The following is a 14,096-nucleotide window of genomic DNA, read 5'->3' on the forward strand; positions in this document are numbered from 1 at the left end:
CAGGCTTTCCGAAAATCGATTCCGATTTTCGGGCCGATGCTGTAGTCGGCCGAAAAGGCTTCCGGCTTGGGAAAATTCCTGGAGCCGGCTCCCGATATGAAGACTTTGCCGGCGGCCGCTCAGAACCCGATGCTGAGTTTGGCATTGAACCCGTGTTGCTGCGCGGATGCCGCAACCTGGCCGCTATAGGAGACGGCGAATGTCGTGTTTTTGGCGAGACGGAAATCGAGGCCTGCTTCCACGATGCCGACATCTCTGGCGATGGGAACTCCCGCGACGTCGAAGCCGGCACCCGATGTGAAGCTATTGGTCGAGACGGGCATGGTGTCGCCGAATGCGTGGCGCCAGCCGAGCGTTCCGCGCGCTACTGTCGGAAGACTGCCGATGTCGAAATTGGCGGCCGTTCTCAGCCCCAGGGTCGCAAACGTCACTTCGGTCGTCTGCTCCTTTGCCGAAAGCATGGTGGTGCGGCCGGCTTCGTCAAAGTCGTTGGTATCGAGTTTGATGTGGGTCAGCCCAGCATAGGGCTCGAAGGAGGTGTCGTCGATTTCGAAGCGATAGCCTGCCTCGCCGAAGAACTGGAAGGTTCCCGCGCCGTAGCTGGCCCTCAGGCTGTCCGAGAAGCCTGGTATGGCAATCGCGCGACGGATGTCGATATCGCTCCAGCTGTAGGCAAGCCCGCCACGGAGGCCAAGCTGCCCGCCGGCCGTATTCCACGCGCTGCCGCCATAAAGGCCGAGATGGTAGACGTCGCTGGAACCGGAAGAGGATCGCGCATCAACCTCAAGGCTGCTGCTGCCGTAGCCTGCGATAATGCCGAGCCGCCCGCTATCTGCGACGCTCGCATCGGCACCGATCAACAAGCCGCCGGTCGAATACGACAGTTTCGCCGCGTTGCCGTCACCGTCGATCGAGCTCCAGGCGCCGTAGCCATAGCCCCAAACCGCAAGCCCCTCATCCGAGGTTGCATTGGTCGCCTTTGCTCCATTCCTGCCGTAGGTGAAGACCGGTGCAGACAAGGCAACAACATCGCCAAAGGCCGCGCGGATGCGATTGGCGGCGGCTTCGCGAAGAAAGCGGCTATCTTCGATCATGGCTGTCTTGGCCGATGCATGGATCTCGCCGGACAGATCGGCAAGCCCAGTACGGGCCGTTGCGACGGATGATGTTTGCAATGCCGCAGCCGCTTCCAGCATGTAGCCGTCGGAGCTGTTCAGGTTGCGTTCCAGAACGCGGGCAACCGCTCGCTGATTGTTTGTATCGGCGACGCTGGCATCGTCGAACGGCAACCGCCGGACGGTCAAATCGACCTCGCCGGCCCGGTAGCCGAGTTCGGTTTTCAGAAAGGCGGTTTCGGGGCCGGCGATGCCATCGAATCGTCCTGCAATGCTGCCGGCCGTCAGGATCGTGCCCGCAATATCGTGACGGTAGAGGCCGGGCAGAAGATCCGCGGTCAAGGTGCCGCCGTTAATGGAGGCCGTGCCGGTTATGGCGAGACTGTTGCGGTTGCCGGACGGGTCGATACTGGCGATGAGAGTGGCGCCGGCTTGCTGGCGATAGTCTCCATCGACGGTCAAGGTGCCGCGCCGGTTGTAGACGCCGGGAACCACCGTGCCACCGTTGTCGACCGTGCCGTAAACGATGCCAATGCCGGCGACTGCACCTCCTGCGTCGACGCGCAGGGGAGATCTGATACTGCCTTGAATTGCGAGCATGCCGCCATCGACGCGGGTGGCGCCGGTGTATGTGCTGTCGCCATAGAGGACGAGTGTGCCCGCACCCGATTTGATCAGGCCGCCCGCGCCGGTGATATTGTTATCCCAATTGCTCAGTCCGCTCGGCTGAACGACATGGAAATCGCCCCAGTCGAACCGGCCAGGGCCTCGCACTGCCCGTCCTGCGCTCAACAGACCGTAGCCATAATAGTCATCCACGCCGGGGGGGCCGATGTCGGTCGCGGTTCCGAGCAGCACCTGCCGCACCTGATCCGTGGTCATATAGGGAAACATCTGCCACACCAGCGCGGCGGTTCCCGCAACATGTGGAGCGGCGAAGGACGTACCGATATCAAGCGCATAGCCGCCATCCGGCGTGGCTACCTTCAAGCCGTACACATCTCCGCCGGGGGCGGCAAGGCACCAGTTCTTCGCCACGCCACAGGCATTGGCGTAAGATGCCAGTTGCCCATCCCAGTCCACCGCCGTAACTGCCAGCCAACCGCGTTCCAATTCAGGAAACAACCAGGGCAGGCCGGAGTCAACACTAGGCTGGTTCATTCCCTCGTTGGCGGTAGCGAAAATCATGAGTCCGCCACGTCCGACCGTTTGCCGTGCAGCGGAGAGCATGTTGGGCATGTAGTTTTCTATATCCCGAGTCGTAGCGCTGGTAATGGCGTCCGACAGGCCCCAGCTGTTGTTCACGATGCGCACGCCGCGATCCATGAGATCGGACCACGCCTTACCAACGATGGGATCGTCGATGGCCATAGTGCCGTCCTCGTCGAGGATACGCGCGCTGATGATTTTTGCGCCGGGCGCGACGCCTTCGATACCAATACCGTCGCGTCTTGCGGCGATGATCGAAGCTACGGCTGTGCCATGGCCATTGGCATCGATTAGATTGGGTGATTGCGTGACATAATCATATCCACCGATGACCTGCCCCTGTAATTCGCGGATGCCCGGCGCCATACCGCTGTCGACTACACCGACAAGCACACCGCTGCCGTCGACCCCGAGCATATACGCATATTGGGCGCTGATCATCGGCAGGCCCCAGGAGGCCCAGAATTCCTTGGTCTCATAGTCCTGCGGCTTGCTTTGGGACCATGCGGGCTGTGCCAAGGCCATAGATAGGAATAGACAGGCCATCATTCGACGGCCGACCGATATGATTTTCATTGGATCCCCACGCCCGAAACTATTCTCCGAACCTCAATGGCGAGGTTCACTTCCAGCCGTTATCCGGAGGTCGCGCTGTCTCGCTGCGCGCGAATGTTCGGCAACTCAGAATAGGCGGAGGACAATTCTGAATATATACGACAGGTGCCGTATTTCATGCAGCGATTAGCTTGCGACGTCGCGCCACATGGGGTCAATATTGAGTGACGGCCTTGCAACGCGAGCCCGGCCGGCGGTTTCACGCGACTTTTCAGGCGAGATTGATCTGCCAGGAAACGCCATAGCGATCGTTCACCCAGCAGAAACGGCGACTGAAGCCATAATCGCCGAGCGGCATCAGCTCCTGCCCGCTCTCAGACAATGCCTTATGCAGGCGGTTGATTTCCTCTTCCGTCTCGCATTCGACGAAAAGCGACATCGACGGCGTGAAATTAAAGGCATGGGGCCCGTCGCTATCGATCGCCATGTAGCGGCGCCCGTTCAGGGTGAACCATGCGGTCTTGACGGTGCCTTCGGGCTGGCCCTCGCCGGCGCCGTAAATCTCAAGTCGTTCAATGCCCGATCGCGGAAAGAGCGAGACGTAAAAATCGATTGCCGCTTTCGCGTGGCCGTGGTTTTCGCCCGAAAACATGAGAAAGGTAAGGATGTCCTTCAAGGTCGATTCCCTTCTATTAGCGTGTGATTGAGCTCCCCCTTGGTCAGGGAGCGCGGTCTTATGTCGGCTCGACAAGTGATTGGAGCCGACCGAGTGCACGGTCCCAGCCGGCTGAAATCGCATCGAGGAACGCGCGCGCCTCTGCGATGCGACTTGCATCGAGCGTATAGAGCACCTCTCTGCCGTGGCGCTGATGCGTTACCAGGGCCGCTGCTTCGAGCACCTGCAGATGCTTGACGATCGCCTGCCGGCTGATCGACTGTCCCTCAGCCAGGTTGGTTGCCGACAGCGCGCCAACGGCGAGAAGATGCATGACGAGGGCCAGCCGCGTGGTATCCCCCAAGGCGGCGAAGACATCGGCGAGTTCGCGCTCACCCCCGTTCGACATGGCGCTTCAGGTTTTCGGCCTGGGCGGCCCAGCCTCCGTCGTTCATCAGGAAAGCACGCTGCCTTCTGTGGAGCGGGATGCCCTCGAACCCGGATTCGGTAATCGTCAGGCGTGTCCCGTCCGTCACGGGTTCCAGTCGAAATTCGACCAAGGTCGGCGTTTCCTTCGCCGGATCGCAGTCGATATCGATTCCGTAAGGGATCCAGCGGAAGCTGAAGGATCGCGGTGCTTCCATCTGTTCGACGGTGCAGAAGACCGCATTTTGCGGCATCTGCTTGATGCCGGTGGGCTCAAGGCCCAAGGAGGCCTGATATTGCCGCAAAGCGGCTTCGTCGAATCCTCCCTCGAAAGTGCCGGTTATCGCCCGGCCAGGGACAAAGGGCTCGTTCAGCTTCACGCCGAACCATTGTGAAAATTCCTCGACGTCAGTGATGGCATGCCAGACGCGCTCGATCGGCGCGCGCAGCACGACCTGCTTCTCAATGCGGTCAAACATGCTGAAGTGTCTCCGTTTGGGCAACGCTTGGAGCCAGTATAACATCGCGAAGACATGAGGTGCAACCAATTTGTTGCACCTCATGTCTTCGCGATGTGCAGTTTATGGATCCCTCGCCTTCAGGCGAGGGCGTGCCCATCCAACGGGACCTTATGCTTCGATGCAGCGGTCGGTGTGGCCGCTCCCTGGCCGATCATCTCGACGATAGAAGTCGCAGGGCTGCTCAAGCCGTGAATTTCAATACCAGTTCGATCTCGTCTTCAAAGACCTCGCCTGTCGGCACGAAGCCGAGACGCTTGTAGAAACCCTCGGGACTGCCTTCGCCGACGACATAACAGGTGAACAATTCTGCAAATCCGCGTGCTTTCATCTCACGCGCGACGAGCGCGATCGCCTTTTCGCCGAAACCCATGCGCTGATAAGGTCCTGCGATCATGAAGCGCCAAAGGAAAGCGCCTGGGCAATCGATGACATCGTAGTCGGAACCGATATGCAGCATCACGAAGCCCACCAGTGTGTCATCCGCGTAGATTGCGCGGAACCAGGCATTTTCTGAAAAATGCGCTTCAGCGATGGAGACGCTGTTGTCGGCAACCTTGTCGCGCTGGACTGCGGTGAGCGTCAGACTCAAGTCGCAGACATCGCTGACGGTTGCCATGGTAACGCGGCGCAGGGAGATTTCTGAGGCCGAAGTTGGTTGCTCGGTCATGATCGTTTTCCAATTTGGGATAGCTGATCCGGCAATAGCGCCGTCGTTCGTCTCGTTCGCTGACGATCCAGGATCCATGCATAGCAACAAGCAATTGCGTCAGCGAGCATCATCATTGAAATAAAACCATAAGGCGAAATTTGGGCGCAATCTTTGCCAGTCCAATAGTTCAACCTCTCCGCGCCGGGCGGCAGCTTCTCGAACCGGGTTTCAAGTCCCTCCGATCCTATTCAATGTCTTGGCGATGATACCATCCCAGTACCGCCAGGTCATGACATCGGGAATTGAGTGATGGTTGGCCCCGCTACGACAGCGGTACGTTGGCAAGAACGACGATCCGGGGGGAAAGGCAGTATGAAAACCACACTTTGCGGCCGCTGACGGTAACAGCATTGCGGGCCTTGAGATCGACGGCAATGTGCTCGTAGCCAAGGACAATGCCATCAAGCGGATAGCTGGCTTTGTAGACGGCCTCCTTGACACCGAACAGCAGGCGAGACGCAAGGCGCTCGTCGATACCGGCCAGGATGTCATCAGAGGTCCGTACGATGGCGGCGACGTCCTCGGGCAGAGGTTCTGCGGGCTCGACATCGATCCCAAGCGAGAGGACATCGGTTGTTCGCCCCACGGCAGCGACGGCAACAACCTCATCATGGGCGAGGGAGCCGACAAAACCGGCCGGCCAGAGGGGCGCGCCCGAAGTCGCGCGCTCGATGACGGCGTCCTTAATCCCTTCGTTCGTCAGCAATTGTCGGGCGATCGCGCGTGCAGCGCCGCTTGCGCGCCGTGCATCGAGCCGGCGCGAAAGGATGCTGCGCGCTTCTTTCTGCAGCAGCAGATTTTCATCGCCGCTTCGGATTAAGCGGCAGCCAATGCCGACGCCGGATGGCGCCAGCATCGTTATTTCTGCGAGCAGCGCCGTTTCCGCCTGGCGGAGGGGCGCATCGCCGCTCATGCGTCGGCGACCGGCCTGACGAAGGAATGCAGCTTGGCGGGGTTGCCGCGCCAGATCGAGTACGGCTCAAGGATTTCGCCCTTCATGATGAAGCTGTCTACGTCGGCGATGGAGCCGTCGCCCATGGTCACGCCATAATGGATGAAAGCGGCGGGGCTCAGCGTGCAGCCGTTGCCGATGCGGATGTAATCCGACTTGAAGGCGCCTTCCTCCAGCGAGTGCGCCTGGATGACGCAGCCTTCGTTCAGCGTGGCATCATCGCCGATTTCCACCAGCGAGCGTTCCGTCAGGTTCGAACCGCCGTCATAGACGCGCCGGCCGACCTTGACGCCGAGTGCACGCAGGATCATCGGGCGGAAAGGTGTGCCGGCAAACAGGCGGACGATCGGGGAATCGGCCAGCTTCCAATGGCGCTCGTGCCGCCAGAAGGTGATGTCGTAGATGGTCGTCATCTGCGGCCGAAGGCGACGGAAGCCAAGGCTCGCCCACTCCACGAAAATATACAGGGGTATCGTGAGGCCTGCCGTCAGCACGACTGCGACGAAGAGCGCCGTCTGTGCCCATTCCGTATAGTAGTTCAGGGCCCGGTCCCAGATCGTCAGCGTCACGAACAGTGCTACCCACTGGGTCGCGAGGAACATCAGCGCGGTCGCGAAATTATGGCGATTCTTATGGGGCAGACGGGCGCGGCGATCCTCGTCGCTGACCCCCTGGATCAGTTCCTTGTCGCGCTTGACCATGCGCGGGATTTCGAAGGGCGGGGAGCCGAGCAGGCCGACATTTTCGCGCAGCACACCGTCGACCGGCACCATGACCTTCGTGCCAAGCAGGCAGTTCTCGCCGGTCTTGCCATCCGGCGGATAGAAGATGTTGTTGCCGAAATAGTTGCGCTCGCCGACCTTGGTGTGTTCCAGCCGGAAGGTGGAGGCCGATTTGTGGATGTTGATCATGTAGAGGCCGTCCGACACCATCGTGCCGCTGCCGATTTCGCACATCAACGGATTGTCCTGCTGCTGGTTGCTGCCGAAGTTCGAGCCTGTCTGCACGACTTCATTGAGATTCCAGCCGAGCGCCCGGATATAGTGCACGACAGCCGAACTGTCGCCGAACAGCAGGTTGACGAGGCGTATGTTGGTGCACACCTCGACGATGGACTGCAGCCAGAAATGGAAGCCATAGAGCCTGTAGGTGCGTCCGGGCTTGAGAACGAGGCTGAACAGACGCGGTACGGCCAGTGCGGCGAGAATTGCCAGCGCGATGGCGCCGAAGAGCGTGATGGTCGTGCCGATGGCGACGATACCGATTGTTTCCTGGTAGTCGTCGCTGACATTCTGCCAATAGGTCTGGAACAGCAGCGGAAACGGCGTGACGAGCGCGAACATGGTGATGAGCTGCACCGTGTCATAGAGAATACGGCGCGTTCTCGAAAGCGTAACGCCATGGACCTTGCAATAGTCCGCCGAGGTCGAGACCGCGGGCGAGCCGTGCCAATGGTCATCGTTTGGAATATGCTGGCCGCGCCGAAGCGACGAAGCGTGGCCGAGCTGGGCGCGATCGCCGATCGAGGTGTCGATATCGATGACACAGCCGAGGCCGACGAAGGCATCGCGGCCAATGGCAATCCGACCGGTATGGATATAGCCGGCCTGGGCGCGGTAGCCGAGAAGCGTCGATTCCTTGCGCAGGATCGAATTCTCGCCGACCGAGATCAGGTCCGTGCACACCGGAATGGTGCGGCACTCGATGGTGGTGTTGCGGCCGAGCCGCGCGCCGAGCATGCGCAGATAGAGGCTGTAAAGCGGGCTGCCGCGGAAGAGCACGACCGGCGCCGTGCGGATGAGTGTCTGCACCACCCAGAAACGATAATAACGCAAGCCCCAGATCGGGAAGCTCTCTGCCTTCCAACGGCCGATCAGCAGCCATTTCATCAGCACCGCAAAGCCGGACATGCCGAAGAAAACGGCAGCCGACAGGATGGCGCAGCGCAGGTAGAGCTGCACCGGATCATCGAGCATGTCGTAGACCCAGTTGAGACCGTAGTTCAGCAGCCAAAGGCTGAAGTAGCTGTAGAGGCCGTAAAAGGCGAGCTGCCCCACACCGCAGGTCCAATAAGCGAAATTCGAGGCACGATGCGTCAGGCATGTCTCCTCGACAGCTGCCACTTCTTCCTCGGGTCCGTGCAGATGCTGCGCGAGGGCGGCGACGGTCGGATGCATATAGATGTCGCGCATCGAAGTGGTTGCCCACTCCTTGCGCGTGCGCAGCTTGGCGCAGAAGCGGGCCATCAGCAGCGAATTGGCGCCGAGATCGTCGAAGAAGTGATCCTCGACATAGATGTCGTCGATCTTCAGAACTTCGCGCAAGGCCTCCGTCATGAAACGCTGGTCGTCGGTTGACGGCAGAATTTCCTTGCGTTCCGTGCCGAGCCTCAGGCTGGCAGGCTTGGGAAGCTTGCGCGTGTCCACCTTGTCGGAGACCGTCATTGGCAATGCCGGCAACTCTTCCAGGAACGAAGGGACCATATAGTCGGGCAGGCGGCGGCGCAGTTCTCTGGCAAGATCGCCTCGGGCAATGGCATCGACGCCAATCTTCAGCGCATAGTATCCAACGAGTTCGACACGGCCGGGCTCGATCTCCCATGTCGTGACAGCGGCCTGGGCAATGCCTGGCTGGTCGAGGAGAACCGCCTCGATCTCGCCGAGCTCGATGCGATAGCCACGGATCTTGACCTGCGTGTCTATGCGGCCGTGATATTCGATCTCCCCATCGCTATTGATACGGCCGAGATCGCCGGTGCGGTAGATCCGCTGCGAGGGGTTGTTGGGCAGGCCGACGAAATCCGGAATGAATTTCTGTTCGGTAAGGTCCGGACGGTTGAGATAGCCGACCGCAAGGCCGATGCCGGCAATGCCGATCTCGCCGAGTTCACCCGGTTCCGAAAGCTTCGGCGACTGCGCGTCGAGGATGACGATCGAGTAGGTCGGCAGAGGCGCGCCGATAGTCACCGGGCGCTCCGGCGTCAGATATCCCATGGTCGCGGTAACGGTCGCTTCCGTCGGGCCGTAGGTGTTGAGGATCTGCCGCCCGTCCTTCGACCAGCGCGTTACGAGATTGTGCGGACAGGCCTCGCCGCCCACCAGGATGGCGCGGAGCGTCGGTACGTCGCTTTCGATCGAAGAAAGCAGCGTCGGCGAACAGGCCATGCAGGTGATGGCATTGGCGCGCAGGAAATCTCCCAGCTCTTCGCCGACGAGGGTCATGCGACCAGGTGCAGGCACCACGGTAGCGCCTGCGGCGAAAGGTACCCAAATCTCCTCGGTCGAGAAGTCGAAGGCGATGGTCATGCCCTGATAGACGCGGTCACCCGGCCGGTAGCCGTAGGCCTCTGCGGCGATGCGCACGAAGTTGCAGATGCTCTGATGGCGTACGGCAACGCCCTTCGGCCGGCCGGTCGTGCCCGAGGTATAGAGGATATAGCAGGTTTCGTCGTCCGTCGCTGCCACGTCCGGCGGCGTGTCGGCATATCCGGCGATCTCGGAATAGTTCCCGTCGATGACGACGTGAGGCACGGAAAGTCCTGCCGCGCGTGTGGCATAGTCGGGAACGGTGATGACGAGGCTGACGCCGGCATCCTCGACGATCAGTGCCATGCGCTCTTCCGGGAAGGCGGGCGCTAGGGGCACGAAGGCGGCACCGGCCTTCATCACGGCCAGGATGGTAATATAGGTCTCGGCTGAACGATCGAGAAGCAGCGCCACCCGGTCGCCTGGCTTGACGCCACGCTCGATGATCAGTCGAGCGAACCGGTTGGCTTGAGCGTCCATCTCGCGATAGGTCCAGACGCGGCCATTATCGATGACGGCAGGAGAGGGGCCGTGGACATCGACCAGCATTTCGAAGACGCGGGAAAGCCGCTCATCGGGTCGGCCTTTGAGGATCGAATCAGGACCGCGCAGGATCTGCGGCGCGCGGCCTTTCCCGACTATTTCAATAACGTCCTGAGCCTGGCCGTGCATTTCGGTCCCTGATTCATTGATTTCCAAAATTGCGTCTGCTTGCCGTGTCCGGCGGCGCCAAGGGCGGCTGCAGCGCAGGCGGCTTACGAGCTACCCAGGCAAAAGGAAAGTGGATTTTGCGGCATATTAAAAAAAAGTAACCTTTTGTGCCGCGTAGTGGCGCGAACGCTTCGCGCAGGCGCGTAGAACCGGCATTTGGCGGCCATCGCATGGGTATCAGTCTACCGCTGAGGACCATGTCGCTCCTCGTTCAGGTTCCAGGATCCTTGTGCCCGCGACAACAATTTCCCCACCGCAACCTAACTCAGGTTGGGATTGTGCAGGCACCTGACACAATCTGGCGTTTTCAGCCTATCGTCAAGCCAAACACGAGCTGGGTCGCCTTTCCGACCCAAGCCGCGATAAATCTTTGGGTTTTCAGGGCTCCCTCGAGAGCGGTCGCTACCAGGCGGCGAAGCCTTCGACGATCGAATCCGGCACGAGGCCGTTGGAGATGTCGGTGAAAGCCTGGTTGAGGATATCGACCGCCTGGTTGATCTCGTCCTCGGTAATCGTCAGCGGCGGCGTGATCTCCAGAACATTTCCGCTCATGCCGACATAGTAGAGTACCAGTCCGAGCTCGTAGGCGCGATAGATGAGCTTTGCCGTTTCGCGTTTGGCCGGAATACGGTTGTTGCTCTCTTCAGTGAGTTCGACGCCGCAGGCGAGTCCTCGGCCGCGTACATCGCCGATGAGCGCGTGCTTGTCGGCTAGCCGCAGCAATGCGCGGCGCAGTGTTTGCCCCTTCCGCCCGGCCGCATCGGCAAGGTTCTCTTTCTCGATCGTGTCGAGAACAGCGAGGCCGGCGGCTGCGCAGACCGGATTCCCATGCAAGGTCTGCATGGCAAAGGCACTTGCACAGTCGAGAATTCCGGCCGGCGCGATGACGGCCGAGAGCGGCACGCCGCCGCCCAGGCCTTTCCCAAGAACCAGGATATCCGGGACGAAGCCCTCGTGCTCGAAGCAATGCAGCTTTCCGCTGCGACCGAGGCCGACCTTTACCTCGTCGCATACGACGAGGATATCGTGCTCCCGGCACAGAGCCGCAAACTTCCGGAGGAAGCCTTCGGGCGGCACGATCACGCCACCATCCGACAGGATCGGCTCGATGAAAGCCGCGGCAAAGGATTTGGGCGCGGCCTCTTTCAGCTTCGCCTGGAAAAGCTCGAGAACAGCGTCGCCGGTTGGGTCGTCGCGGTAGGGCCGATAGGGATCAGGGTAAGGAAGTTGCAGCAAACCTTCCGCCTTTGCGGCTCCCGCCTGCACGGTATGGCCGGAGAATGCCATAGAGCCGACGGTGCAGCCGTGATAGGCGCCGGTAAAGGAGATGAGGCCGGTGCGGCCGGTCGCCTCCGTCACGGCTCGAGAGACTGCCTCGTTGGCGTCCGAACCGGAGTGGCCGAACCAAACCTTATGTGTGCCTTCGCCAGGAAAGGACGCCAGCAGCTTTTCGGCCAGCGCCACGGCCGGTTCGTTCGAAGCCGACAGAATGCTGGCGCCAGCGGGATTGGCGACCGCGTGCGACACAGCGTCGACAATTGCTGGATGACCATAGCCAAGGCTCGCGGCACCCCATGCTCCGGAAAAATCGATGAGCTCCCGACCGCTTTCCTCGATCAGCGTCGCGCCTTTGCCTCCGGTGATAGCGAGAGGAAAAAAGCGCAGCTTCTGCAAGGAGCCGATGGCCTTGCCATCGCGTTCGTAGAGCGCTTTCGTCATTCCGGGCATTCCTCCAGCGCGGTTTCAAGGCAGCGGGTGAGGCAGGCTCCCCAGTGGTTTACGCCGGCGAGTGTGTCGATCAGGTCGTGGCGCACTTCAATCAGGGCGCCGGGGAGCCCCCGCCCATCCGCATGCACCGGAACTGTGTAGTCTTCGTCCGGATGAATGTTGTAGGGCTCATTGTCGCCGATGGTGAGATCGGGATCCGCGCTCAGCGAGCGGATCAGCGACCGGGCGAAGGGTTCGGCATCCCGATAGAGGATGCCGGCCTGCCAAGGGCGCGGGTTGCCGAAGTAGACTGGCGTGAAGCTGTGGATGCCGACGACCAGCGTCCGCTTGCCTTCGGCCTGCCTCAGATCCAGCCGCCTCGAGATCGCATCGGCGAAGGGCTTGAACAGGCTGTCGACGCGATTTGCCTTTTCGGCGGCGCTCAGATCGAGATTGCCCGGGACGGTGGTGGTCTCGCTAATCTCCGGAATGGCGGTGGGCGCGCCGAGGGGTCGATTGCAATCGATCACAAGGCGAGAGTAGTTGGCCATGAACAAGGGCGCGTCGAGCGTCTGGCTCAGATATTGGGCAAGAGCCGAGACGCCGATGTCCCAGGCAATGTGGCGCCGGCGTTCGTTCTCCGGCAGGCCGAGATCACCGAGCGCCCGCGGGATGCGGTTGGATGCGTGTTCGCACAAAAGCAGGTAGGGCGAGCTGCCGTCAGGGTTGACGACCGCATAAGGCGGCGGTTCGTCGATCGCAAGCAGCGGCAGCTGCGGGTCGTGTCGCCACCGGTTTTCCGGGCGTTTGATGGCCGTAGTCGAAGTCATGATCCATCCATCAATATACGGAGGCGTAACGGGCGCAGAGCGCTTCGGGAGAAAGATCTGCGACGATCTCGATCTCCTTGCGCTTCATGGCAAAGTAGCAATCGAGGAAGTCCTTGGAGAACCAGCCGGTCACGGTTTCGTCGGCGGCCAGCGTATCGAGGGCCTCGGAAAGGCTTGCCGGCAGGCGGCGGATGCCGAGCTTGGCCTGTTCTTCCGCCGAGAAGTTCGAAGGGTCCGAATTGATCAATGGCGGTTGCTCGAGCCCCGCCCGAATGCCTTCGAGGCCGGCCTTGAGGACGACGGCCAGCGACAGGTGCGGACTGGCGCAGGCGTCGGCGGCGCGATACTCCATATTGAACTGTTTGGCGGGATCGCTGCCCGGCAAATCCAGTGTCGGGCAGATGCGCAATGTGGCCTCGCGGTTCTTTTCGCCAAGGCAGGTAAAGGCGGCGCTCCAGTGATGCGGCACGAGGCGCATGTAGGAGAGCACCGAGGGCGCCGTAAATGCCGCAAGTGCCGGCAGATGCTTGATGACGCCGGCGGCAAACGAGCCAGCGACCTTGGAAAGCCGGCCAGGCCTTGACGCATCGAAGGTGACTGGTTTGCCCTCAAGATCGGTGAAGCTCACATGCAGGTGCACGCCGTTGCCGACGCCATTGGGGTCGGTTTTCGGTGCAAAACTCGCATTCCAGCCGAAGAGCGCTGCCACTTCCTTGGTGACGGCGCGAATGGTCGCGCCTCTGTCGGCGGCGGCAAGTGCAGGCGCGGGGCGGCAGGTGATTTCGAATTGATCCTTGCCGTATTCCGGCAGGAACATTTCCGGCTCTGCGCCGGCCTCCTTCAGCGCGGTCATCAGCAGCGGGCCGAACGGTTCGGCGCGGCGCTGCGCGCGCAGACCGAAGGAGGGAGCCGCCGGCCAGTCGACGCCGAGAAGCTGAAACTCCTGTTCGACCGCTGCGACAACCTTGAGCCCGGCCTCGCTTTCGAATTCCGAAATCGTGGCCTTCAGGAAGCTGCGTACGCAGCATTCCCAGGGCTCGCCCTTCAGATTGGTGATATCGGAGTGATAGAAATGCAGCGGTGTGACATCGGGCAGGCAGGTGACGCGCGCCTTGCTGTCGGGATCTGCGATCAGCCGGAGATCGCCGGATGAGCCCCATGGGTTGGGATCGGCAATCAGGTCGAATGGCGTCAGTGCCAGATTGGCGGGCACCCAGCCGACGCCCTTGCGCAGGTAGCTGTCGATTTCCGAGGCAGCAAAGCTGCGGCCTCGGGTGATGCCGGCGATATCGGTGGTGACGAAGGTGGCAAGCTCCATCAGGTCGGAGGTTGCCTTGCCGTTGCTGTTGTCGCTCATGAGTTCCCCTTGTTTCGTGTCTGCCTATGGAGCTGCGCCGGCGG

Annotated in this window: 11 protein-coding genes; 1 reads left to right on the forward strand and 10 read right to left on the reverse strand. The window is 61.1% G+C overall.

All coding sequences use genetic code 11. The features are described from left to right. Positions 1-119: 119 nt before the first annotated feature. From ACIQJ2_RS03600 to ACIQJ2_RS03630, 7 genes are all read right to left on the reverse strand, one after another. Entirely contained in the window at positions 120-2,900 is a 2,781-nt protein-coding gene (locus ACIQJ2_RS03600) for an autotransporter domain-containing protein (RefSeq protein WP_400665648.1), read from the reverse strand. 250 nt (positions 2,901-3,150) lie between these two features. Next, positions 3,151-3,555, reverse strand: a complete 405-nt coding sequence (locus ACIQJ2_RS03605) for a VOC family protein (protein ID WP_400665646.1) — start codon at positions 3,553-3,555, stop codon at positions 3,151-3,153. 58 nt (positions 3,556-3,613) lie between these two features. Further along, positions 3,614-3,943: a metalloregulator ArsR/SmtB family transcription factor gene (locus ACIQJ2_RS03610; protein ID WP_199146590.1), complete on the reverse strand. Its 330-nt coding sequence runs from the start codon at positions 3,941-3,943 to the stop codon at positions 3,614-3,616. Next, positions 3,927-4,439: an SRPBCC family protein gene (locus ACIQJ2_RS03615; RefSeq protein WP_400665644.1), complete on the reverse strand. Its 513-nt coding sequence runs from the start codon at positions 4,437-4,439 to the stop codon at positions 3,927-3,929. The genes ACIQJ2_RS03610 and ACIQJ2_RS03615 overlap by 17 nt, the downstream gene beginning before the upstream one ends. 223 nt (positions 4,440-4,662) lie before the next feature. Further along, positions 4,663-5,148, reverse strand: coding sequence for a GNAT family N-acetyltransferase (locus tag ACIQJ2_RS03620; protein ID WP_400665642.1), 486 nt, complete (start codon positions 5,146-5,148; stop codon positions 4,663-4,665). A gap of 304 nt (positions 5,149-5,452) precedes the next feature. Beyond that, positions 5,453-6,103 carry a 4'-phosphopantetheinyl transferase gene (locus ACIQJ2_RS03625; RefSeq protein ID WP_400665640.1) on the reverse strand — a complete coding sequence of 217 codons (651 nt, stop codon included), beginning with the start codon at positions 6,101-6,103 and terminating at the stop codon, positions 5,453-5,455. Next, positions 6,100-9,996, reverse strand: coding sequence for a Pls/PosA family non-ribosomal peptide synthetase (locus ACIQJ2_RS03630; RefSeq protein ID WP_400746439.1), 3,897 nt, complete (start codon positions 9,994-9,996; stop codon positions 6,100-6,102). Before ACIQJ2_RS03630 ends, ACIQJ2_RS03625 begins: the two co-directional genes overlap by 4 nt. On the opposite strand from ACIQJ2_RS03630, the gene ACIQJ2_RS03635 reads away from it, so the two are divergent. Continuing rightward, on the forward strand, positions 9,979-10,131 hold the full coding sequence (locus ACIQJ2_RS03635) for a hypothetical protein (RefSeq protein ID WP_400746442.1): 153 nt from the start codon (positions 9,979-9,981) through the stop codon (positions 10,129-10,131). The two genes, ACIQJ2_RS03630 and ACIQJ2_RS03635, sit on opposite strands and share 18 nt — an antisense overlap. 429 nt (positions 10,132-10,560) lie before the next feature. On the opposite strand, the gene ACIQJ2_RS03640 is transcribed toward ACIQJ2_RS03635, so the two are convergent. The 3 genes from ACIQJ2_RS03640 to ACIQJ2_RS03650 are packed head-to-tail and all read right to left on the reverse strand — an operon-like array spanning position 10,561 to position 14,052. After that, positions 10,561-11,886, reverse strand: a complete 1,326-nt coding sequence (locus ACIQJ2_RS03640; protein WP_400665638.1) for an aspartate aminotransferase family protein — start codon at positions 11,884-11,886, stop codon at positions 10,561-10,563. After that, positions 11,874-12,695: an N-formylglutamate amidohydrolase gene (locus ACIQJ2_RS03645; RefSeq protein WP_199149336.1), complete on the reverse strand. Its 822-nt coding sequence runs from the start codon at positions 12,693-12,695 to the stop codon at positions 11,874-11,876. The genes ACIQJ2_RS03640 and ACIQJ2_RS03645 overlap by 13 nt, the downstream gene beginning before the upstream one ends. A 10-nt stretch (positions 12,696-12,705) precedes the next feature. Beyond that, entirely contained in the window at positions 12,706-14,052 is a 1,347-nt protein-coding gene (locus ACIQJ2_RS03650) for a glutamine synthetase family protein (protein WP_400665636.1), read from the reverse strand. Positions 14,053-14,096 lie beyond the last annotated feature (44 nt).

Source organism: Rhizobium sp. NPDC092011 (genome assembly GCF_044756305.1).
Classification (GTDB): Bacteria; Pseudomonadota; Alphaproteobacteria; order Rhizobiales; family Rhizobiaceae; genus Rhizobium.

Coding starts and splice junctions, on each gene's coding strand:
- ACIQJ2_RS03600 (WP_400665648.1), bottom strand. CDS start 2,900: ATGAAAATCATATCGGTCGGCCGTCGAATGATGGCCTGTCTATTCCTA.
- ACIQJ2_RS03610 (WP_199146590.1), bottom strand. CDS start 3,943: ATGTCGAACGGGGGTGAGCGCGAACTCGCCGATGTCTTCGCCGCCTTG.
- ACIQJ2_RS03615 (WP_400665644.1), bottom strand. CDS start 4,439: ATGTTTGACCGCATTGAGAAGCAGGTCGTGCTGCGCGCGCCGATCGAG.
- ACIQJ2_RS03620 (WP_400665642.1), bottom strand. CDS start 5,148: ATGACCGAGCAACCAACTTCGGCCTCAGAAATCTCCCTGCGCCGCGTT.
- ACIQJ2_RS03625 (WP_400665640.1), bottom strand. CDS start 6,103: ATGAGCGGCGATGCGCCCCTCCGCCAGGCGGAAACGGCGCTGCTCGCA.
- ACIQJ2_RS03630 (WP_400746439.1), bottom strand. CDS start 9,996: ATGCTGGTCGATGTCCACGGCCCCTCTCCTGCCGTCATCGATAATGGC.
- ACIQJ2_RS03640 (WP_400665638.1), bottom strand. CDS start 11,886: ATGCCCGGAATGACGAAAGCGCTCTACGAACGCGATGGCAAGGCCATC.
- ACIQJ2_RS03645 (WP_199149336.1), bottom strand. CDS start 12,695: ATGACTTCGACTACGGCCATCAAACGCCCGGAAAACCGGTGGCGACAC.
- ACIQJ2_RS03650 (WP_400665636.1), bottom strand. CDS start 14,052: ATGAGCGACAACAGCAACGGCAAGGCAACCTCCGACCTGATGGAGCTT.